Annotated in this window: 16 protein-coding genes; 10 read left to right on the top strand and 6 right to left on the bottom strand. The window is 63.0% G+C overall.

Going from position 1 to position 22,574, the window contains the following annotated elements; translation table 11 throughout:
• Positions 1-5: 5 nt before the first annotated feature.
• The 4 genes from pucL to EHW12_RS10445 are packed head-to-tail and all read left to right on the top strand — an operon-like array spanning position 6 to position 5,800.
• Positions 6-908, top strand: coding sequence for a factor-independent urate hydroxylase (gene pucL, locus EHW12_RS10460; protein ID WP_030535035.1), 903 nt, complete (start codon positions 6-8; stop codon positions 906-908).
• 53 nt (positions 909-961) lie between these two features.
• Positions 962-2,275: an 8-oxoguanine deaminase gene (locus EHW12_RS10455; RefSeq protein ID WP_241199171.1), complete on the top strand. Its 1,314-nt coding sequence runs from the start codon at positions 962-964 to the stop codon at positions 2,273-2,275.
• A 7-nt stretch (positions 2,276-2,282) separates the two neighbouring features.
• Positions 2,283-3,092: an FAD binding domain-containing protein gene (locus EHW12_RS10450; RefSeq protein ID WP_030535037.1), complete on the top strand. Its 810-nt coding sequence runs from the start codon at positions 2,283-2,285 to the stop codon at positions 3,090-3,092.
• Positions 3,089-5,800 carry a molybdopterin cofactor-binding domain-containing protein gene (locus tag EHW12_RS10445; protein WP_125050582.1) on the top strand — a complete coding sequence of 904 codons (2,712 nt, stop codon included), beginning with the start codon at positions 3,089-3,091 and terminating at the stop codon, positions 5,798-5,800. The genes EHW12_RS10450 and EHW12_RS10445 overlap by 4 nt, the downstream gene beginning before the upstream one ends.
• Here EHW12_RS10445 and lat read toward each other — a convergent pair.
• Together lat and EHW12_RS10435 are read right to left on the bottom strand one after the other, a co-directional pair.
• Complete coding sequence (gene lat / locus EHW12_RS10440) at positions 5,797-7,125, bottom strand: L-lysine 6-transaminase (protein WP_116056926.1); 1,329 nt, start codon at positions 7,123-7,125, stop codon at positions 5,797-5,799. The genes EHW12_RS10445 and lat overlap by 4 nt on opposite strands.
• 65 nt (positions 7,126-7,190) lie before the next feature.
• Positions 7,191-7,655, bottom strand: a complete 465-nt coding sequence (locus tag EHW12_RS10435; protein ID WP_003940830.1) for an Lrp/AsnC family transcriptional regulator — start codon at positions 7,653-7,655, stop codon at positions 7,191-7,193.
• Positions 7,656-7,685: 30 nt separating this feature from the next.
• Between EHW12_RS10435 and EHW12_RS10430 the strand changes: the two genes are divergently transcribed.
• Positions 7,686-8,981 (top strand): VOC family protein, encoded by a 1,296-nt coding sequence (locus EHW12_RS10430; protein ID WP_064074932.1) that lies wholly within the window; start codon positions 7,686-7,688, stop codon positions 8,979-8,981.
• The gene (locus EHW12_RS10425) at positions 8,968-10,473 is read left to right on the top strand and encodes an aldehyde dehydrogenase family protein (protein ID WP_116056927.1); all 1,506 of its coding nucleotides are present in this window, start codon (positions 8,968-8,970) and stop codon (positions 10,471-10,473) included. Before EHW12_RS10430 ends, EHW12_RS10425 begins: the two co-directional genes overlap by 14 nt.
• Here EHW12_RS10425 and EHW12_RS10420 read toward each other — a convergent pair.
• From EHW12_RS10420 to EHW12_RS10410, 3 genes are read right to left on the bottom strand one after another with little or no spacing between them, the layout of a single operon-like run.
• Entirely contained in the window at positions 10,424-11,209 is a 786-nt protein-coding gene (locus EHW12_RS10420; RefSeq protein WP_050654887.1) for an alpha/beta fold hydrolase, read from the bottom strand. The two genes, EHW12_RS10425 and EHW12_RS10420, sit on opposite strands and share 50 nt — an antisense overlap.
• The gene (locus EHW12_RS10415) at positions 11,206-12,270 is read right to left on the bottom strand and encodes a 2-oxoglutarate and iron-dependent oxygenase domain-containing protein (RefSeq protein WP_125050580.1); all 1,065 of its coding nucleotides are present in this window, start codon (positions 12,268-12,270) and stop codon (positions 11,206-11,208) included. The genes EHW12_RS10420 and EHW12_RS10415 overlap by 4 nt, the downstream gene beginning before the upstream one ends.
• Positions 12,251-13,642: a nucleobase:cation symporter-2 family protein gene (locus EHW12_RS10410; RefSeq protein ID WP_125050578.1), complete on the bottom strand. Its 1,392-nt coding sequence runs from the start codon at positions 13,640-13,642 to the stop codon at positions 12,251-12,253. The genes EHW12_RS10415 and EHW12_RS10410 overlap by 20 nt, the downstream gene beginning before the upstream one ends.
• A gap of 134 nt (positions 13,643-13,776) precedes the next feature.
• On the opposite strand from EHW12_RS10410, the gene EHW12_RS10405 reads away from it, so the two are divergent.
• Genes EHW12_RS10405 through EHW12_RS10395 form a run of 3 tightly spaced genes read left to right on the top strand, consistent with a single transcriptional unit; the run spans position 13,777 to position 16,526 of the window.
• Positions 13,777-14,340 carry a cupin domain-containing protein gene (locus EHW12_RS10405; protein WP_007727247.1) on the top strand — a complete coding sequence of 188 codons (564 nt, stop codon included), beginning with the start codon at positions 13,777-13,779 and terminating at the stop codon, positions 14,338-14,340.
• Positions 14,341-14,395: 55 nt separating this feature from the next.
• Positions 14,396-15,400 carry an acyl-CoA dehydrogenase family protein gene (locus EHW12_RS10400; RefSeq protein WP_081305324.1) on the top strand — a complete coding sequence of 335 codons (1,005 nt, stop codon included), beginning with the start codon at positions 14,396-14,398 and terminating at the stop codon, positions 15,398-15,400.
• Positions 15,401-15,434: 34 nt separating this feature from the next.
• On the top strand, positions 15,435-16,526 hold the full coding sequence (locus EHW12_RS10395; protein WP_125050576.1) for an N-formylglutamate amidohydrolase: 1,092 nt from the start codon (positions 15,435-15,437) through the stop codon (positions 16,524-16,526).
• A 38-nt stretch (positions 16,527-16,564) separates the two neighbouring features.
• On the opposite strand, the gene EHW12_RS10390 is transcribed toward EHW12_RS10395, so the two are convergent.
• Positions 16,565-17,896 (bottom strand): anaerobic C4-dicarboxylate transporter family protein, encoded by a 1,332-nt coding sequence (locus EHW12_RS10390; RefSeq protein WP_007727257.1) that lies wholly within the window; start codon positions 17,894-17,896, stop codon positions 16,565-16,567.
• Positions 17,897-18,002: 106 nt separating this feature from the next.
• Here EHW12_RS10390 and EHW12_RS10385 point away from each other — a divergent pair, with 106 nt between their 5' ends.
• Positions 18,003-22,550 carry an ATP-dependent helicase gene (locus tag EHW12_RS10385; RefSeq protein WP_125050574.1) on the top strand — a complete coding sequence of 1,516 codons (4,548 nt, stop codon included), beginning with the start codon at positions 18,003-18,005 and terminating at the stop codon, positions 22,548-22,550.
• Positions 22,551-22,574 lie beyond the last annotated feature (24 nt).

Raw genomic sequence — 22,574 nt, 5'->3', positions numbered from 1 at the left:
AACGGTTGAGCGGATCGATCGAACTATCGGGTCACCAGTACGGCAAAGCGGAAAATCGAGTAGTCCGAATCTATCGAGACACCCCCCGTCACGAAATTCACGACATCAACGTCTCCACCTGCCTGCGTGGAGATTTCGCCGACGCGTACCTCACCGGTGATCAATCGAAGGTTCTGCCGACCGACACGCAGAAACAAACGGCCTACTCCTACGCCAAGGAAAAGGGTCTGATCTCGATCGAGACGTACGGACTCGAACTCGCCCGTCATTTCGTCGACGACATCGAACCGGTCAGTGGCGCGCGGATCGAGATCGAGGAATACGCCTGGGAGCGTGCGATTGTCGACGGCAGCGAGCACGACTACACCTGGATTCGGAAGGGTCAGGAAGTTCGGACGGCGTCGATCACCATCGCCGATACCGGGACATGGGTGATCGGCGGCCTGAAGGACCTCGTGATCCTCAAATCGACCGGTAGTGAGTTCTCGGGTTTTCTCGAAGATCCGTACACCGTTCTCGAGCCGACCGACGACCGCGTCATGGCGACGACGTTGGTCGCCCAGTGGCGATTCGTCACCACCGACGTCGACTGGGAATCGGTCTACGCGGGCATCAAGGCACAGATCGTCAAGCAGTTCGCACAGGTACATTCACTTGCCCTGCAGCAGACGCTCTTCCACATCGGCAAGGCAATCCTCGAGGAATTCCCGATCATCGCGGAGGTTCGACTGTCCGCACCCAACAAGCATCATTTCGAATATGCACTCGGCCGCTTCGGAGTGGAGAACGACAACGAGGTGTTCCACGCTGCGGATCGTCCGTACGGCCTGATCCAAGCTGCGGTCAGCCGATCCGACGCACCAGACGCGGGACCGTCGTGGACCACCTACGCCGGTTGGTTGTCGTGACCGAATCAGCTCTCGGGGCAACACTCGTCGTGGCGGGCGCTCATGTGGTCACGATGGACGGCGACCGCTCCGAGTACTCCGACGGCTATGTGGCGATCTCGGGCAACAAGATCGAAGACGTCGGCACCGGAACGCCACCCGAATACCCGGGTGCGCAAGTGATCGACGGGAGTGGTTGCCTGATCACGCCGGGTCTGGTCAACACACATCATCATCTCTACCAATGGATCACCCGAGGCCTGGCCGCGGACTCGACGCTTTTCGAGTGGCTGACCACCCTGTACCCCGTCTGGGCGGGTATCGACGCCGACGCCGTCCACGTGGCGGCCACCGGCGGCCTCACGTGGTTGGCGAAAACCGGATGTACGACCACCACCGACCACCACTACGTCGTTCCCCGCGACGCCGGCGACGTTTTCGAGGCCGAGATCACCGCTGCTGCGCAGGTCGGCCTTCGATTCCACCCGTGTCGTGGGTCGATGGATCTCGGCCAGAGTTCCGGCGGCCTGCCACCGGATCACGTCGTGGAAAAACTCGATGACATCCTGGCCGGCACGCAGTCGGTGATCGACCGTTGGCACGACCCGAATCCCGGATCGATGCTGCAGATCGCGGTAGCTCCCTGCTCACCCTTCTCGGTGACGGAGGCATTGCTCCGCGAGTCCGCGACGCTGGCCCGCGAAAACGGCGTGCGTATGCACACGCATCTGGCCGAGACACTGGACGAGGAGAGATTCTGCCGCGAGCATTTCGGTTGCACGCCGGTCGAATACATGGAACGAGTCGGCTGGGTGGGCCCGGACGTCTGGTACGCCCACGCAGTCCATCTCGACGACGCCGGTATCGAGACGATGGCGCGAACCGGAACTGCGGCGGCGCACTGCCCGACCTCCAACGCGCGCCTGGGAGCCGGTATCGCCCGTGCCGCCGATCTGGTGAACGGCGGGGTCACCGTGGGGCTCGGCGTGGACGGCGCGGCGAGCAATGAAGCTTGCAGCCTGATCGAGGAGTCTCGTCATGCACTTCTGTTTGCTCGCGCGAAGGGCGGACCGCAGACGATGACGGTGCGAAAAGCCTTGGAATTGGGAACGATCGCCGGCGCACGAGTTCTGGGCCGCGAGGGCGAAATCGGATCGATCGAGGTCGGAAAACTTGCCGACCTGGCGGTGTGGAAACTCGACACCGTCGCGCATACCGGCATCACCGATCCAGTGGCGGCGCTCGTACTCGGCTCGACTCCCCCGCTGAAGTTACTGCTCGTCAACGGGCGAATCGTAGTTGCCGACGGACGAGTCACCACCGTCGACGAGGACGTCGTGGCCTCGGATGTCGCACGCGCACACCGCGATCTACTCGGAAAGGCTTGAGGTCGCGATGGACCTGCACAGCGTCGACGAAGTTCTGGTGCCGCGGACCCGCGCCGAACTCCCCTGTGCGTCACCCGGCATCGGGTTCATCGGTGGCGGCACCTGGCTGTACTCGGAACCGCAGCCGCACCTGACCACCCTTGTCGACCTTGCGGGCTTCGACTGGGAAGCTGTAGCGGTCGGCGATCTCGGTCTCGAGATCGCGGCCACCTGCACCATCGAGGAACTGTGCCGCGCCGAACTTCCCGCATCCTGGCGCGCCGCAGCGCTGTTCCAACACTGCGCTGACGCACTACTCGCATCGTGGAAGGTGTTGCGATACGCGACAGTCGGCGGCAACATCGCGCTCTCCTTCCCGGCCGGAGCGATGACGACTCTGTGTACCGCTCTCGATGCCGAACTGACGATCTGGCGTCCGGACGGTACCGAATACTCGTTCCCCGTAGTCGATTTCGTTATCGACGATTCTCGAAACGTACTCAGGTCCGGCGAGATCATCCGCAGTATCCGGATTCCCGTGCATGCATTGACTGCCCGTACCGCGATGCGAAAGCTGGCTCAGACGTCACTCGGGCGATCGGCCGTAGCCGTGGCCGGACGCTGCGGCGCCGACGGTTTCACGCTGGCGATCACCGCCGCGACCCGCCGTCCGTACGCTCTCAAATTCGACGAACTCCCCGACGCCACAGCACTTGCGGATGCGTTGCGCAGCAGGATTCCGGAAGACGCCTACTTCACCGATGTCCATGGAACTGCGCCGTGGCGGAAGGCGATGACCGAGCTTCTTGCCGAAGAAATCCGAGGTGAACTGGAATGAAGTACTCGGTGGACGGAGTTCCGCGCGACGACCAGCCCCGCCCAGGACAGTGCCTGCGAACCTTCCTCCGCGAGCACGGAGCGAACTCCGTCAAGAAGGGGTGCGATGCCGGAGACTGTGGCGCCTGCTCGGTGCTGGTCGACGGACACCCCACCCATTCGTGCATATTTCCCGCCCATCGCATCAACGGCCGCGACGTCGTCACCGCCTCCGGTCTCGGAACACCGGAGAAACTTCACCCCATTCAACAGGCATTCGTGGACGCGGGCGGATTCCAATGTGGTTTCTGTACAGCGGGAATGGTAGTCACCGCATCAGCGTTGTCGGTCGAGCAAAAATCCGATCTCGCGTGCTCGATGAAAGGTAACCTGTGCCGCTGCACCGGTTATCGGTCCATTCGTGACGCTCTCGCCGGTACATCCAATACGGAGACTGCCAAAATAGGCGGGGCACAAGGGCGTTCGATCGCAGCACCGGCGTCCGCGCGCATCGTCACGGGAACCGAGCAGTACACCATGGACTTCTCCCCGGGTGAGAAGCCGGTCGACCTGCTTCACGTCGCAGTACTCGGCAGTCCGCACGCACACGCACACATAAGCCGGATAGACACGGCAGCAGCCGAAGCGGCGCCGGGCGTCACCGCGGTCCTCACTTTTCATGACAGTCCGGACGTGCTGTTCTCGACCGCCCGGCACGAGGACCGCAACGACGATCCGGACGACACGCGCGTGTTCGACAGCACCCTCCGTTTCCGCGGCCAGCGCGTAGCCGCGGTCATCGCCGAATCCCCGACGCAGGCGGAACGTGCACTCTCGCTGATCGAAGTCGACTACGAGGTACGCGACGCGGTATTCGAACCAGATCTGGCGCGTTCCCCCGGCGCTCCACTCCTGCACGGCGACAAGGACGAGAGCTCGCGGATCGCCGAGGCCCCTCGCAACGTGGTTGCCGCGCTTCACGATGGCGTCGGCGATCTGGACCGTGCGCTCGCGGATGCGACTGCAGTCGTCGAAGGTACGTGGAAAACTGCGCGAGTCCAGCACGTGGCCTTGGAAACTCACGGCGCAGTGGGGTGGCTCGACGAGGAGGGCCGTCTCGTCATCAGAAGCAGCACACAGGTGCCGTTTCTGGTTCGGGACGAATTGGCCCACATCTTCGATCTCGATCGCAGCCGAATCCGGGTGTTCGCAAAACGGGTAGGCGGGGGTTTCGGCGGGAAGCAGGAACTACTCACCGAGGATCTGGTCGCACTGGCCGTCTTGAAGACCGGCAAGCCCGTAGCCTACGAGTTCAGCCGCAGCGATCAGTTCACCATCGCACCGTCACGGCATCCGATGCGAGTATCGGTGCGTGCGGGCGCCGACGCCGACGGAACTCTCACTGCGCTCGCTATCGACGTCCTTTCCGACGCGGGGGCGTACGGGAACCATTCGATCGGAGTCATGTTCCATGGTTGCGCCGAATCCATGGCGGTCTATCGCGCTGCGACCAAACGCGTCGACGCCGAAGCGGTCTACACGAACAACGTTCCCTCCGGGGCCTTTCGTGGTTACGGGCTCGGCCAGATCATCTTCGCCGTCGAGTCGGCCATGGATCAGCTCGCGGATCGTCTCGGCATGGACCCCTTCGAGTTTCGGCGGCGCAACGTCGTCGTTCCCGGAGACGATTTTGTCGACTGGCACGTCGAGGACGGTGATCTCGAATTCGGCAGCTACGGACTGGACCAGTGCATCGACCTCGTCGACAGTGCACTGTCGAGCGGACGCGGAGAGGCTGCACCGGCAGGGTCGCGTTGGCAGATCGGTCGGGGCATGGCAATTGCCATGATCGCGACGATCCCGCCGCGTGGTCACTTCTCCGACACCACCGTCGCACTCGAGGCCGACGGTCGGTACGTCGTGAACATCGGCACCGCTGAGTTCGGCAACGGAACCACTACGATTCACCAGCAGATCGCGGCCACCGAATTGCGGACGACAGTCGATCGCATCACGATTGTTCAATCCGACACCGATGCCGGCGGATACGACACCGGAGCATTCGGGTCGACAGGAACGGTGGTCGCCGGAAAGGCGCTCCTGATCGCCTGCGAGCGCCTTCGCGAGCGGATACTGACCCGTGCGGTGCGATCGAGCGGTCGCGGCGCGCAGATCGACGACCTTTCGCCGGACGGTGTCGAAACGTCCCACGGTTGCCTCGATTTCGCGACGCTACTCGAAGGTGGCCCGCTCGCCGCTGACGGTCGCCACGACGGAACACCGCGCTCGGTCTCGTTCAACGTTCACGGTTTTCGCGTTGCCGTCGACACGGATACCGGCCGGGTGAAGATCCTGCAGTCGGTTCAGGCCGCCGATGCCGGCACCGTCATGAACCCGGCACAACTGCGAGGGCAGGTGGAAGGCGGTGTGGGACAGGCCCTCGGCGCTGCACTGTCGGAGGAAATCGTCATCGAAGAAGGCCGAGTGATCAATCCTCAGCTACGCAATTACCACGTTCCACAGATCGGAGATTTGCCGATCACCGAAGTACTGTTTGCCGACACGTACGACAAACTCGGGCCTTTCGGCGCAAAATCGATGAGTGAGGCCCCCTTCAATCCGGTAGCACCGGCGTTGGCAAACGCGATAGCCAACGCGTGTGGAGTGCGTATGTACTCCACACCGATGACACCGGATCGAGTGTGGAGCGAACTCCAGGCCAGAGCCTAGACTTCGCGCTCGAGCACTCGCTCGACCGCGTCGACCGCGTCGTCCAACTCACCGGTGGTCACCGTCAGCGCGGGACGGAATCTGATTCCTCTCTTCCCGGTGGGCAGTATCATCACATGCTCGTCTTCTCGCAGTCGCTGGACAACGCGATCGCGAAGGTCACTGTCTTCCAGAGTGATCGCGCACATCAGACCACGACCGCGCGGCTCGGTTGCCGCCGCGTACCGCCCGCAGACTTCGGTCAACCGGGCAAGGAGATGCGCACCCGTGAATCGCACGCGGTCGATCAGTCGGTCCTGCTCGACGACTTCGAGTATCCGCCGGGCACGAACCATGTCGGTGAGGTTGCCACCCCACGTCGAATTGATCCGAGAACTGACGTGAAACACGTTGTCATGCACTTCATCCACGCGCCCGCCGGCCATGATTCCGCACACCTGCGTTTTCTTGCCGAACGCCACCACATCCGGACTCAGACCCAATTGTTGGTAGGCCCAGGCAGTTCCGGTGATTCCGCAACCGGTCTGTACTTCGTCGAGAATGAAGAGGGCGTCGTTTTCGTGGCACAACTCCTGCATCGCCTGCAGAAATTCCGGCCTGAGGTGATGGTCGCCGCCCTCGCCCTGGATCGGCTCGGCGATGAAACAGGCAATGTCGTCGGGGTTGTCGGCAAAAGCTCGGCGCGCTTGATCGAGAGCTTGCCTCTCCGCAGCTTCGACATCGCGGCCGTCTGCCAGGTACGGCGAGTCGATACGTGGCCAGTCGAACTTGGGGAATCGCGCGACCTTGCCCGGTTCGGTGTTGGTGAGCGACATCGTGTAGCCACTGCGGCCGTGAAAAGCCTCGGTCAGGTGCAGGACCTTTGTCCCCAGATCTGCTGACAACCCACGGCTTTCGTTCCACCGACTCTTCCAGTCGAAGGCAACCTTGAGTGCATTTTCCACCGCCAGGGCTCCGCCGTCGACGAAGAACAAGTGTGGGAGTGCCGAATCCCCCAGTACCCGAGCGAAAGCCGCAACGAAGCGCGCCATGGGTTCGGTGTAGATGTCGGAGTTACTCGGCTTGTTGGAGGCCACGACAGCCAACTCCTGTTGAAACTCCTCGTCGCCTGTGATCGCAGGGTGATTCATACCCAGGGCCGAAGAGCCGAAGAAACCGAACATGTCCAGATACTCGGTTCCGTCTCGCAGGTCACGGAGATAGGAACCCCGCGACCCTTCGACGTCGAGAATCAGATCGAATCCGTCGACGAGGATGCTGGCCTTCAACACGTCGTAGACCGGAAAGAGCGCACTGTCACCGAAGTCTCGCATCGCAGTACTCATACGCGAAGGCTATGTCAATTTTCCGGGAGTGTCGATAGAGGACCGTAAAAGTTATTGAACAAGCGTCATTCGTCGTAAAAAGTTTGTAGGATGATGGTGCTTCGTGTGTTGACGTTGGCTGCCGTACGAATCTCCTGCAGCAATCGCTCCAACGCCCGAGGTGACGCCACCCGGACCAGGAGGACGTAGCTTTCGCTCCCGGCTACCGAGTGACACGAGACGACCGCCGGCAGATGACGCAAGCGGGCAGGCGCATCGTCGGGCTGCGAGGGATCGAGAGGAGTGATGGCGACAAATGCGGACAGATTGTGACCGAGTGCCTCCGGATCGATCTTCGCGGAGTACCCACGGATCACCTTGCGAGATTCCAAACGACGCACTCGCGACTGGACTGCGGAGATCGAGAGTCCAGCCTTCTCAGCAAGACTCGCGAGAGTGGCACGGCCGTCCAAGACCAATTCACGCATCAAAAGTCGATCGGTTTCGTCGACCGGAACACCGGCAACGTCACTGGTTTCTGTTTCTCGCACCTGCGCAGGCTAACGCAATCGGACATTCGTATGGTTGAAACCTGGGAGCTACGTGCACGGTTCGCAGCGGCCCTCGCCAAGATGTATGGCGACGAGGTCCCCGCTTACAACACCTTGGTAGATGTAACGATGCAGGTGAACCGTGATTTTGCCGCCGAACATCCGGATTCTGCGGAGCGCCTGGGCAGCCTGGCGAGAGTCAGCGCCGAGCGTCACGGCGCCATCAGACTGGGGACTCTCGACGAACTACGTGACGTAGCCACCGTCTTCGGCGGATTCGGTATGTTTCCGGTCGGCTATTACGACCTCCGGCTCACCGACTCCCCCATTCCCGTTGTCTCGACGGCATTTCGCCCCACCGATCCCGCCGAACTCGCCCGGAACCCGTTCCGCGTTTTCACCTCGGTGCTGACCAGTTCCGATTCCAGGTTCTTCGACACCGACCTCGAGCGTCGGATCACCGGGTTTCTGCGTCGCCGGACCCTGTTCTCTCCCGAACTTCTGCAGTGGGCACGTCAATCGAGTCGCGAGGGCGGCCTGACGGAGCCCGAGGCGACACAGTTCGTCGATGCAGCGACCTCGGCGTTTCGGCTCGGCACCGATCCCATCGACGCGGGCTGGTACCGCGAACTCGCCGCAATCTCGCCTGTCGCTGCAGACATTGCGGGGCAGGGCTCGACCCACGTCAATCACCTCACCCCGCGAGTGCTCGACATCGACGAGTTGTACCGCCGCATGACCGAGCGCGGTATCACCATGATCGACCGCATCCAAGGCCCGCCGAGATGGAGCGGACCACCACTACTTCTGCGGCAGACGTCGTTTCGTGCATTGGCCGAAGACAGACTCTTCCGTCAGCACGACGGATCGGTCACCACTGAGCCCGTCCGCGTCAGATTCGGCGAGGTGGAGGCACGCGGAATCGCGTTGACCCGCAGCGGGCGAGCGATCTACGACCGACTGATCGCCACGCCCGAGGACGCCGACTGGGACAGCGAATTTCCGCACTCCGAAAGCGAACTCGATGCCGCGGGGTTGGCGTACTTCACGTACCGAAACGAAGGAACTGTTGTCGTCCGCGACCCGATCGTCTACGAGGACTTCCTACCTGCCTCCGCGGCCGGGATCTTCGCATCCAATCTCGATTCCGTGACCGGATTCGTTTCCGATGCGCCCGGCGCCGAATACGGGCAGGATCGATTGGAGGGCGCCATCGACCGCACCATCGAAGATCCGTTCGAGCTGTACCGCGCACAACAAGAGGCGTCACGTGCCGTGCTGCCTCCCGCCCACAACAACAGAGGACTCCCCAGTGAACCTGCCTGATTCTTCGAGCCTCGCCGATCGCGCCGAAAGCGCCCTTGCCGCGTGCGGTGTCGAGTGGCCCGCCGGCGACCTGAGCGCACGAACCCCCATCACCGGTACGCAACTGCGTACCGTTCGGCAGCACTCCGGCCGAGAGGTCGACGACGCCGTCGAGGCGGCTCATCGTGCGTTCCTCACCTGGCGAACCGTTCCCGCTCCGGCGCGCGGCGCGGTCGTACGCCGGCTGGGCAGCTTACTGACCGAGCACAAGGATGACCTCGCGGAAATCGTGACGTTGGAGGCCGGGAAGGTCACCTCGGAGGCTCTCGGCGAGGTACAGGAGATGATCGACATCTGCGAGTTCGCCGTCGGTCTCTCCCGGCAGCTCTACGGACGCACCATGCCGTCCGAGCGTCCCGGACACCGGTTGACGGAAACGTGGCACCCTCTCGGCGTTGTCGGAGTCATCTCCGCGTTCAACTTTCCCGTCGCGGTGTGGTCGTGGAATACCGCCATCGCTCTGGTCTGCGGCGACTCCGTCGTCTGGAAGCCTTCGGAAACCACTCCGTTGACCGCGCTGGCATGTGACGCGCTCCTGCGACGCGCGCTCGCGGATTGTCAAGCACCGATCGACGTTCACCAGTTGGTCGTCGGCGGACGTGGCGTCGGTGAGGCTCTCGTGGACAACCCACTCGTGGCCTTGGTCAGCGCCACCGGTTCCGTGAGGATGGGCCGCGCCGTGGCTCCGCGGGTCGCCGAGCGCTTCGGACGAAGTCTCCTGGAACTGGGTGGAAACAACGCCGCAGTCGTCACGCCGTCGGCGGATCTCGAGCTTGCCGTGCGCGGAATTGTCTTCTCCGCCGCTGGAACTGCCGGGCAGCGCTGCACCTCACTGCGCCGGCTCATCGTTCACGAGTCGATCGCCGACAACGTCGTCGACCGCGTTGCGTCCGCGTACGCGCAACTCCAGGTCGGTAGTCCCTTCGATTCCGGTGTTCTGGTCGGGCCGCTGATCAACGAAGCCGCGTTCGAGACGATGCAGAAATCGCTCTCGGCCGCACGCGCGGACGGCGGAACTGTGGTGTGTGGCGGGGACCGCGTCGGCGATTCCGGGTTCTACGTGACACCTGCCCTCGTTCGTATGCCCGCACAGACCGAGGTGGTGCGGGCGGAGACTTTTGCACCCATCCTCTACGTCTTGACCTACACCGACTTCGACGACGCCATTGCGCTGCACAACGGCGTACCTCAAGGACTCTCGTCCTCGATCTTCACACTCGACCAGCGAGAAGCAGAGCGCTTCCTCGCCGCCGACGGCTCCGATTGCGGCATCGCGAACGTGAACATCGGAACGTCCGGTGCGGAGATCGGCGGCGCATTCGGCGGGGAGAAGGAGACTGGCGGCGGACGCGAATCGGGTTCGGATTCGTGGAAGGCATACATGCGCCGAGCCACCAATACCGTCAATTACTCGGACCAGCTTCCGCTGGCTCAAGGGGTCGAGTTCGGCTGAACACCTGCCGGGCGAAATCGGTGATCGCGTCGATCAACTCCGGGAGCGCCGACAACTGCGGTGCATGGTCGGTGCCCAGGCTGACCACCTGGGCACCGGGGACAAGTCTCTGCATGGCGCGTTGAGCCTCGATCGGCACGGTTCGATCCAGCGTGCATTCGACATACAACCTCGGCACGGTTCCGAATCGCTCTTCCGTCCAGACCGGTGCCATCAGGCGGGCTGACTCCAGTTGTGGAACGAGCATGCGCGCGGCGAAGATCGCATCAGCCACCGGCGCTTCGTGGAAGAACACAGCGGCACCGGCTTCGGGCGGTACCACCGTCGCATCCCCGTCGTCGGTGGGGACCAACCAACGTGAGATCCCGACCGGACTTTCCAGACCGAGTTCGATGCAGAGCATCCCGAAGTCCGTTTGCGATGGAAGCATCATCCCTGCGACGTACACAAGACCCGTTACCCGCGAAGGCAGCAACTCAGCCACCTGTGAGGCCACGATGCCACCGCCGGAGTGACCAACGAGGGCGCACTGCCCGTCCAAGGACTCGACAACTGCCACAACATGTTCGGCAACGACATCGAGATCGATCACGTCGTCTGAGTTCCAACTTCCCGAGCCGGGAAGCTCCACCACAACAGGATTGAAGCCGGCCGATTTCAGTGGGCCACACACACGATCCCAGACCCAACCGCCGGCCCATGCTCCGTGGATCAGGACGATGTTCCGTGCACTCACTGCTTGACCTCGAGCTCTGCAGCCGAAAGTACCCGAGCCGCCTCACGACCTGCGGCGGCGTTGGACTTCCCCTGCCTCGACCCGGCCAATTTGGCCTTGATGTGATCGCGAACGGTAATGGGTTCGTACTCCAAGCCGGAGTTGTCCTGAAAACTCGGCAAGGTCGCAATCACCGCGTCGACGTTTCCGTCATGGAAGAAGGCCGCCGATCGCCGGCGCTTGATGGTGCCGTTCACCACCGGAGGCGCAACTCGGTGCAGCGTGGACATCCACCTGTCGTTGGTCAGTCGCGCGGTGAGATCCCCGAGGTTGACCAGTAGCGCGCCGTCGTGCGGCCAGACATCGTGCCAGCGTCGGTCGCTCCCGAGTACTTGCAAACCTTCGACCTGATCCGCCCACAGCACGGTGACCAGCCCGAAATCGGTATGTTCGCCCATCCCCTTCAACTCACCGTCCAACGTCACCGTCCCTTCGGGTAACGCGTAGTTGTTCATCCGCAGTACGTCGATGGAGTGGTCGGTGATCGACTCGAAGAATCCTGGGGTCAGCCCGAGCGCATCTTCGAAAATGGTGGTCAGTGTGCGTGCCACCCGCTCGCCATGGGCGTAGTAATTCTCCACCCGCTCCGTGAAACCAGACACTGCGGGCCACAGGTTGATTCCGTAATCGTCCTCCGACAGTTCGAGTTCGGTGAATGATCGGGCTTCGGTTCCGACGTTGAAGGCCTCGAAAAAGTCGTTCATTCTGGTCGCGGATTCGACGCCGAGGCTCAGGCTCAGCGACTCACTCTTGGGCGGGCTGTACCCACGATTCGCGCCCTCGATTCGGTAGCCCGACTTCGTCTCCATCGGCAGCCCGAAGAAGTCGTCCATCGCTTCGGCGAGGCCGGAAGAAACAGCGGCCGGAACACCGTGGCCCCGAATCTGCATGAAACCTACAGTCCGACAAGCATGGTCGACTTCGGCAGCCACTCGCGCCTTGTCCTGGTCGGCACCACCGAGCACGTAAGGCGAGATGTCGACGACGGGCACTTCGAAGGGATCAGACTGGGACTGTGACACTGGCGTCTCCTGCAGAGCTGGTGGCGGGTTCAGATTTTGCAGTGGCATGGAGGCTCTCTCGCGATCGCCTCGCGAGTTCACCGAGTCGGGTGTGATTGAACAGCAGATTGAGCGAAAAGGCCGAGGCCGCAGCCAAGGTGATGCCGCTACCGAGGAGGATCTGAGCCGAGGAGGGGAATCGCTCGAACATCCCCTCCGCAAATTCCGGAAGAATACCGATCCCCACCGATACAGCGGCGATCGTGGTGTTGATCGGGTCGCTGAGATCGACCTTGCGCAGCGTGTTGATTCCGACCACGGCGACAGTGGAGAACAAGATGATTCCGACGCCGCCGACCACCGGATCAGGCAGGGCTGCAACCACTTCACCCATTCGCGGGATGAGGCCGAGGACGATCAGAATGGCACCGCTGGTAGCGGTCACGTACCGGCTGTACACCCGGGTCGTGGCAACGGCGCCGACATTCTGCGAGAAAACGGTGTCGACAAAGGCATTGAAGATTCCGCCCAGAACTCCCGACATCCCGTCGGCCACCAGCCCTCGTGCGAGATCTGCTTTCTTCAAAGGCTTTCCGGTGATCTCGATGACCGCCAGCATGCTCGCCGTCGATTCTGCGAAGACGACTGCCATGACGATACTCATCGCCACCACGGCGGTGACGGGAAACTCCGGAGCGCCGAAGTGGAACGGCATCGGGAAGCCCACCCAGGCCGAGCCGCCGACGCCACTCAGATCGATCAGGCCCATCGGGATGGCGATCACGGTGCCGATCACCAGCGCCATCAGTACACCGAGCTGCGTCCACATCCCGCGGCCGAGGCAGATGAAGGCCACCGCGACCACAACGACTGCGGCAGCCAGCGCCAGATTCTTCGGGTCGGCGAACGACGGGGAGGTGGGGTCGTTTCCGACGATCAGTCCTCCTGCGACACCGATCAACGAGATGCCGATGACTGTGAGGACGACGCCGGTAACCAGGGGTGGGAAGTATCGGACGATCTTGGCGAACGGCACGGCCAAGGCAATGCCGACTACGCCACCGACCAGCATGGACCCGTACACCGCCTGCAGGCCGTACTCCTTGGCGATCAGAATCATCGGCGTCAGCCCGGCGAAGGTCGCCCCGCAGACGATCGGCAGCCGGACACCGGCGACCTTCCCGACGCCCAGGCTCTGAATGATCGTGATGATGCCTGCAACGAGCAAGTCCGCGCTGATCAGCATCGCGACTGTGCTGCGGTCCAGCCCTACGGCGGCACCGAAAACCAGCGGGACCGTGATGCAGCCGGTGTACATGATGAGGACGTGCTGAAGAGCAAAAGCAGACTGGCGGGCAAATGGGAGCCGCTGGTCGACAGGATGGATGGCCATGCGCCGATCTCCGTCCGAAGCTGGAAGTGTTTCGTGTACGGGACTATTCAGCACGTCGATAATTTCTTACCGTGGTCGAATTTGTTTCGTCTGTGTAATCAAAACTTTCACCAGAGCACTGCTATCTTCGGCACATGGACGACGACCAGAAGGCGATAGCGACCGCAATCGGGGCTGCCGTGCGGACGGCGCGAAAAGAAGCCGGACTGACGTTGCGCGAGGTTGCCGTGAAGTCGGGCTTGTCGCAGCCCTTCCTGAGCCAGACCGAAAACGGCCACGCAGTACCCAGTGTCATGAACCTTCATCGCCTCGCGCAATCGCTCGGCACCACGGCGCACGCACTCTTGGCACAGGGTGAGCGAACTCCGTCCAGCCTCGTCCGCGCCGGCGAGGGGCGAACCTTCGAACTGGCACACGATTCGGTGATTCGATTCTGCTCCACCGGCTCACGGACCATGGAACCCAACGAGATCACGGCAGCACCTCATTCCGAGGCAGGTGAGCACACCGAGCACGCCGGCGAAGAGTTCATTCATGTTCTCGAAGGATCTGTCGAGGTCGAGGTGGGACTGGACGAGCATCACGTTCTTCACGTTGGCGACACCCTCCTCTACACCTCGACCATCCCGCACCGGTGGTTCAATCGCACCGATGCGGTCGCGAGGTTCCTCATCGTGAGTTCGCCGCCCTCGTTCTAGATGCGCGGCTGTAGTTCCACACCACAACCCCCGGCTCACGGCTTACCCTGACAGCGTGACCATGTGGCCGGAACTTGCGCGCGAAATCGCCGATACCGTTCTGTTTCCCGTCGCCGACAGCGTCGACGCCGACGGAGAAATCCCCAGCAGCCATTTCGACGCGCTCGCCGCCGACGGCTTCTACGGCATCGCCGCCCTCGGTGAGGGTGGCCCCAGCAGCGAAGAACTGGTCGAGGTCCTCGAAACCTTGTGCGGCGGTTGCCTCGCGACGACGTTCACCTGGATGCAGCATCACGGCGTCGTCGGAGCCCTGGCGGCGAGTCCCAATGCACCTCTGCGCGAACAATACTGGGACGGTCTGGTTTCCGGCACGATTCGCGGTGGGGTTGCCTATGCCGGCGCCATCCCCCGCCCACCGCTCCTGTGGGCGAAGCGGGTGAACGACGGCTACGTCCTCGACGGGATCGCACCCTTCGTCACCGGTTGGGGCATCGTCGATGTTCTCTTGGTGTCGGCGCGCGACGAGTTCGACAATTCCATCGTTCATTCCGTCGTACCGGTAGGCGAGGCCCCGGGTCTGACGATCGAGGAGCTTCCACTGATCGCGGCGCGCGGGAGCAACACCGTCCGAATCGTGTTCGACGCTTTCGAAATTCCCGATACCGACGTCTGTGCTGTCGTCAGCGACGAACAATTCCAGAGCACCCAGCTCCCCGGCTTGTGGCTCAACGGCGCGATGGCCATGGGCATCACCCGCCGCGCTGTCACCGAACTCGCGGATCTGGGAGTCGACACCGACGCGTTCAAGGAACAAGCCACCCGGGCGCGCGCCGATCTCGATGCAGCACTGCGCGGCGGCGGCGACATGTCGGCCGCCCGCGCCCGAGCGTCGGAACTTGCGATACGCGCGTCGGCCGGACTCGTGACTGCGACCGGAAGCCGCGCTCTGGTCGGCAGCAACACCCCCGAGCGGCTCATGCGTGAAGCCACCTTCACTCTTGTCGCGGCTGGTCGCCCGGAGATCAAAACAGCTCTCGTGGAACGACTCAGCGGATACTGAGTACGCACGGTTGTACTCGATTACGCTGGGGCTCATGACCAGTGGAGAACCAGTACTCATCCCGGCCGGAACCGTGTTCACGCCGGAGGACCTGACGTTCTATGCCGATCGCGACTCCCGCAGTCTCGACGACGCCATCGCCGAAGCCGACCTTCTTGTCAGTTGCCCACACTCGGGTTCCGCGATTCCAGCAGAACTCTCACGTTTTCTCGCACCCGAGTTCACACAGCGGCTGCAATTCGACTTCACCGACATGTCCACCAGTCCCATCGTGCGCCGTTGGGCCGAAATCGATTCGCGCATCGTATACGTGGAGAATCCGCACCCTCGCATGATTCGCGATCCCAACCGTGCGAAGCCCGAAAACCTGGAAGCGTCACTGCGCGAAGCATTCGCCCGCGTCCACAAGGCCGGTGCAGGCAACAAAGCAGACCTCACCGGCGTCGACGCAGTTCGCCCTGTCACCTTCTCGTTCTACCCCCTGCTGCTCGAGCCGACCGACGACGCGGGCTGGAAGGACCTCGCCGAGACCTTCACCGAGACAGCTGAACACGGTTTGGGCGTCTACGAGAGAACTCGCGACGCACTGATCGAAGCCATGGTGGCGAAGAGCTTCGAACTCGGTCGATCGTTCACGACCTTGTCGTTCCACGACACGATGAACCACACCACCCGGCAGGACGGCGCCGTCAATGTCGAACGGCCGGAAGCAGATCGGCTCCCCGACGTCGTCGCGCTCTCCAATCGTGGCGACCACGACGGCAATCGACGCGGCGACAATCCCGTGACGATGGATCCGGAGCTCATTCGCACACTTGCGATCTCACATCGCAAGGGATTTCAGGTCGACGATCCGGATGCCGTCGCTCTCAATCAGCCGTACCTCGGCAGTTTCGAAATCATTCGAGCCGGAGCCAGATTCGCCGAATTGAGCGCCCGCGCCGCCGAAGCCGGGATCACGTTGAGCGCGGTTCAGGCCGAATTCAAACGAGAATTCCTACTGGGAGACGAACTGGCCGCCTACATCATGGAACCCGGCGTCGACTGGCCTACACCCGACGCCGAACGGGTGGACCAGCTCGCCCACGCGTGCAAGGCGAGCTGGGACCACTACCGCAACAGCTGACTCAGCGCTGTCACTCAGGGCTGACTCAGTCGCAATACTCAACCGAGCACCACTCCGAACAACGCGCCGGCCGCAATCGTCGTGACGGCCAAGATGATGGTCGGCAGGAAGAACGAGTGGTCGACGAGCTTGGAACCGAGCTTCGTGCTGCCCGAGAGGTCGAAGTTCGCAGCCGCGATCTGCGAACCGTTTGTCGGCAACAGGTAGACGCCGGCAAACGCTCCGGCCCACATTCCGCTCACCAGACCGGGTGCAATCCCGGCAGCGAGACCGATCGGCACGATGGTCCTCGTAGCGGTCGACTGACTGGTCGTCAGTACACAGACCAGGAAGACACCGAGCGCGAAGATCCACGGCGCGGCGTTGACCCAGTCGCCGACGGTGCTCGTGATCAGCTCGGAATGGGCGCTGATGAACGTGTCCGTCAGCCATGCCAGACCGAACAGCGCGATGGCCGAGACCATACCGGCACGGAACACCGTCGACGACGGCACGTCGGCGACATTCGGGCGGCACACCAGCAGGATCAACGTACCCACGACGAACATCAGCATTTCGATGATCGGTGTCATCCCCATCGGAGTACCGTCGGCAGCTTCGGGACGAATCCCCTTGAACAGGCCGAAGATCACGATAGCCAGGACGCCGGCGAGGAAGATCAGTGCCGCGTTTCGTCCGGTCTTCGTCGAGACGAGTTCGGTCTTGGAGGCTGCACCAGGTCCGGCCAATTCGCCCGACTTCATCTTCGCCTGTATCTCCGGGTCGTCGGCGAGATCTTTGCCGAGTCGGTTGACCGCGATGGAGGAAAGGACGATGCCGACAACAGCAGCCGGGAAGGTGATCTTGATGATGTCGATGAGTTCGAAATCGTAGGGCGGCACGTCGGTCAGCGTGACCATTGCCGCCATTGCCGCGGACACCGGACTACACGCCAGCGCCACACCGGTCGAGACAACTGACAGCGACAGCGGTCGTGACGGCCGCACACCGTTCTTGTACGAGACGTCGTAGATGACGGGGAGCAGTGGGTAGAGGATGTTGGACGTGCCGGCACCGACCGAGAACAGGAATGACACCAACGGCGCGATCAGCGTGATCTGTTTCGGGCGAGATTCGATCAACTTGGCCGCGATGGTGACCATCCAGTCGATACCACCGGCCGCCTGCATCATCGACGACGCGAGGACGACGGACAGGACGATGAGGAGAGCGTCGACCGGCGGACTGCCGACGTCCTCTCCGAAGACGAACACGAGGACGGCAACACCTGCGCCGCCCCACAGACCGAGAGCGACACCGCTCGATCTGGTACCCATGACAATCGCCCCGAGCACTACCGCCAGCTCGAGGACAATCTTGACTGCTTCCATCAGGCACTCGCCTTCTCGATAACAAGAGAATCGCTATAACAGGGCAAATAGTATGCTCTGCGCTTCGGCTGCAGGCACGAACACGCTGTCGGTGGGAAGGGGCAATATGGTGGTCGTGACCAACGTCCTCGGTAGGTTCTCGCCCGCCACACGCGAGTGGTTCGGCGGCGCTTTCAGCGCTCCGACTGCTGCGCAGCTCGGCGCCTGGGAATCCATCGCGAGTGGCTCTCACACACTTGTCGTCGCGCCCACCGGCTCCGGCAAGACATTGTCGGCGTTCCTGTGGGCGCTCGATCAACTCGCCGCCAAGGACGAAGGCGAACGCGCCACCAAAGTCCTCTACATTTCGCCGCTCAAAGCGCTGGGTGTGGACGTCGAGCGGAACCTTCGCGCGCCGCTGGTCGGCATCACGCAGACGGCGAAGCGTCTAGGCCTCACTCCGCCCGAGATCACCGTCGGTGTCCGTTCCGGTGATACGTCCCAGGCCGATCGGCGCTCGTTGATCAAACGACCCCCGGACATCCTGATCACCACGCCTGAGTCGTTGTTCCTGATGCTCACCTCCGCTGCCCGGGAAACACTGGTCGGTGTCGACACCGTGATCGTCGACGAGGTTCACGCGGTGGCGGGCACCAAGCGCGGCTCTCACCTCGCGCTCTCACTGGAACGCCTGGACGGCTTGCTCGAGCGTCCGGCGCAACGCATCGGATTGTCGGCCACTGTCCGTCCGCACGAGGAGATCGGGCGGTTCCTCGCCGGTTCGGCACCCATCCGGATCGTGGCACCGCCTGCCGCCAAGACCTTCGACCTCACGGTCCGTGTTCCCGTCGAGGACATGACCGAACTGGGGATCGCGACGCCGGACGACGGTTCCGAATCTCCCACCCCGCAAGCCGGTTCGATCTGGCCCCACGTCGAGGAACAGATCGTCGACCTCGTTCTCGACCACCGATCGTCCATCGTGTTCGCCAACTCTCGCCGCCTCGCCGAACGATTGACAGCCAGGCTCAACGAGATTCATGCAGAACGCATCGGTCTGGCCGTCGAGAAAACATCTCGCCCGCCCGCGCAGATCGGGGCTCCCACCGAGGTCAACTACGGCGCCGAACCCCTCCTTGCTCGCGCCCACCACGGATCGGTCAGCAAAGACCAGCGAGCCCTCATCGAAGACGACCTCAAATCGGGTCGATTGCGATGCGTCGTCGCCACCAGCAGCCTCGAACTCGGAATCGACATGGGCGCCGTCGACTTGGTCATCCAGGTGGAGGCACCGCCTTCTGTTGCCAGCGGCCTGCAACGTGTCGGTCGCGCCGGCCACCAGGTCGGCGAGATATCGCGAGGCGTCGTCTTCCCCAAGCATCGCACCGACCTGATTCATTGCGCGGTGACCGTCGAGCGCATGGTCGAAGGCAAGATCGAAGCGATGGCCGTTCCGGCCAATCCCCTCGACATCCTCGCTCAGCAAACTGTTGCGGCCACCGCTCTCGAACCGATCGACGTCGACGACTGGTTCGAGACGGTGCGCCGAAGCGGTTCCTTTGCAACGCTTCCCCGTTCGGCGTACGAATCGACTCTGGACTTGCTGGCGGGGCGGTACCCCTCGGACGAGTTCGCCGAATTACGTCCTCGCCTTGTCTGGGATCGTGAGTCCAACACGCTCACGGGCCGCCCGGGTTCGCAGCGTTTGGCCGTCACTTCCGGCGGCGCAATCCCCGACCGCGGCCTCTTCACCGTCTACATGGTTGGCGAGAAAGCGTCCCGCGTCGGCGAACTCGACGAGGAAATGGTCTACGAATCCCGGGTCGGCGACGTCTTTGCGCTCGGCGCCACCAGTTGGCGGATCGAGGAGATCACCTTCGATCGGGTTCTGGTCAGCCCCGCCTACGGCATGCCGGGTCGTTTGCCCTTCTGGCACGGCGACGGACTCGGTCGCCCCGCCGAACTCGGACAGGCGTTGGGACAATTCGTTCGAGAGACCGCGCTGGGTAACGAAGCCGACGTCGTCGAGCGTTGTCGCGTGGGCGGGCTCGATCACAACGCCACAACCAATCTGATCCAACTCGTCGGTGAGCAGAAGAATGCCACCGGGCAGGTGCCGTCAGATCGAACCCTGGTGGTCGAACGCTTCCGCGACGAACTCGGTGACTGGCGTCTGGTGCTGCATTCCCCGTACGGCCAACGGGTTCACGCACCGTGGGCCCTCGCCATCGGGGCGCGCCTGCAGGAACGATACGGCGTCGATTCCAGTCCGACGGCCTCCGACGACGGCATCATCATCCGTCTCCCCGACACCGAGAACGAACCTCCCGGCGCCGAACTGTTCACCTTCGACGTCGAGGACATCGAAGATCTGGTCACCCAAGAGGTGGGCGGCTCCGCGCTCTTCGCTTCCCGATTCCGCGAATGTGCCGCCCGCGCACTGCTTCTCCCCCGCCGCAATCCCGGAAAACGTGCACCACTGTGGCAGCAGCGTCAGCGGTCGGCGCAACTGCTGGACGTCGCCCGCAAGTTCCCGACCTTCCCGATCCTGCTCGAGACCGTACGCGAGTGCTTGCAGGACGTTTACGACCTGCCTGCACTGAAGGAATTGTTCGGCAAGATCGAGAAAAGGCAGATTCGAATCGTCGAGGTGGAGACGGCCTCTCCGTCTCCGTTCGCCAGTGCGCTCCTGTTCAACTACGTGGGTGCGTTCATGTACGAGGGCGACAGCCCCCTCGCCGAGCGACGCGCCGCCGCTTTGTCCTTGGACTCCACGCTGTTGGCCGAACTCCTCGGCCGCGTCGAACTGCGCGAGCTCCTCGACGCCGGAGTGATCGAGCAGGCCGAACGTGAACTGCAACGGCTCGTCCCTGACCGAAAGGCCAAAGACCTCGAGGGTGTTGCCGACCTCCTCCGCATGCTCGGCCCGCTGACCACCGAAGAAGTCACCGAACGCTGTCTCGAGGACCCGGTCTCATGGCTCGAGAAGTTGGTTACGGACAAACGCGCCCTCCACGTCTCGTATGCGGGCGAGAGCTGGTGGACCGTCGTCGAAGATGCAGCGCGGCTTCGCGATGGACTCGGCGTTCCCCTACCCATCGGCGTTCCGGCCGCGTTCATCGAGCCGGTCGATCAACCACTCGACGACCTCCTGAGCCGGTACGCCCGCACCCACGGTCCCTTCACTCTCGCCGACGCGGCTGCACGCTTCGGTCTCGGAGTATCAGTCGCGCGTGACGTTCTCGGTCGGCTCGCGCTCGAAAAGCGGGTCCAGGAAGGTGAATTCCGCCCGTCTGCAACCGGAAGCGAATGGTGCGACGCCGAGGTCCTGCGTCGCTTGCGGCGTCGCTCGCTCGCCGCGGCACGGCAGGAGGTCGAGCCGGTCAGCACCGCGACCCTCGGGCGATTCCTTCCCAGTTGGCAGCACGTGGGCGGCACGCTGCGAGGAATCGACGGTGTTGCAACGGTGGTCGATCAACTTGCCGGCGTCCCGATTCCGGCGTCCGCTCTCGAATCGTTGATCCTGCCGAGCCGAGTTGCCGACTACTCTCCCGCGATGTTGGACGAACTCACGTCGACGGGTGAAGTCCTGTGGTCCGGATCGGGAGCTATCTCGGGCAAGGACGGGTGGGTAGTGCTGCACCCCGCCGACCTGGCACCGATCACGCTCAATTCGCCCGCCGACACCGACGTCTCGGAATTGCAGAAGCGCATCCTCGACCTGCTGTCCGGCGGCGGTGCCTACTTCTTCCGCCAGTTGGTCGACGCGTTGCGAACTACGGAGTCGGCTGCGGACACGGTCGACAGTGCGGTGACGACGGCACTGTGGGAGTTGGTGTGGCTCGGACACATCGGTAACGACACCGTTGCACCGCTGCGCGCACTTCTCTCCGACACCACCAGAACAACAACCAGTCACCGATCGCCTCGCCGTGTTCCGCGGGCCCGTCCGTACCGCGGAATGGCCCGCGCTTCCACGCCCGCGCGCACGGGACCGGCAACTGCCTCCGGTCGGTGGTTCCAGCTGCCAGGTATCGAACCTGACCCCACTATCCGGGCGCACGCCACGGCTGATCTGCTGCTCGAACGATACGGCGTCGTCACCCGCGGTTCGGTGATGAGCGAGAACGTGCCGGGCGGTTTCGCGTTGATCTACAAGGTACTGAGCACGTTCGAGGACAACGGGCGCGCTCGACGCGGATACTTCGTGGACACCCTGGGCGGCGCTCAATTCTCCACGCCTCCCGTGGTGGACCGCTTGCGGACGTTCGGTGATTCCATCGAGGGGCGCCACACCTCCTCGGCTGCAGTCACTCTCGCGGCGTGCGACCCGGCAAACCCGTACGGCGCGGCGCTGCCGTGGCCGGCGTCGGGGGGCGAAGAGTCACCAGGACACCGACCCGGACGAAAAGCCGGCGCACTGGTAGTTCTGGTGGAGGGTGAGTTGGTTCTGTTCGTCGAGCGCGGCGGTCGCACGATCCTGACATTCACCGACGACGGCGGAACGTTGCGCCTGGCAGCACTGTCACTTGCTCAGAAGGTGACTTCTCGCGCCATCGACAAGTTGGTAGTGGAGAAGGTCGACGGAGAGACCATCCACGGCAACGATTTTGCTCCGGTCCTGGTCGAAGCCGGCTTCGCGGCCACCCCTCGCGGATTCCGGTTGCGGTCATGAGGATTGGGGTCATGATGATTGAGA

It is taken from the genome of Rhodococcus sp. NJ-530, from assembly GCF_003860625.1.
Taxonomy (GTDB): domain Bacteria; phylum Actinomycetota; class Actinomycetes; order Mycobacteriales; family Mycobacteriaceae; genus Rhodococcus_F; species Rhodococcus_F qingshengii.
Note: the sequence above shows the minus strand (reverse complement) of the source record. Positions and strands in the feature narration are given on the sequence as shown.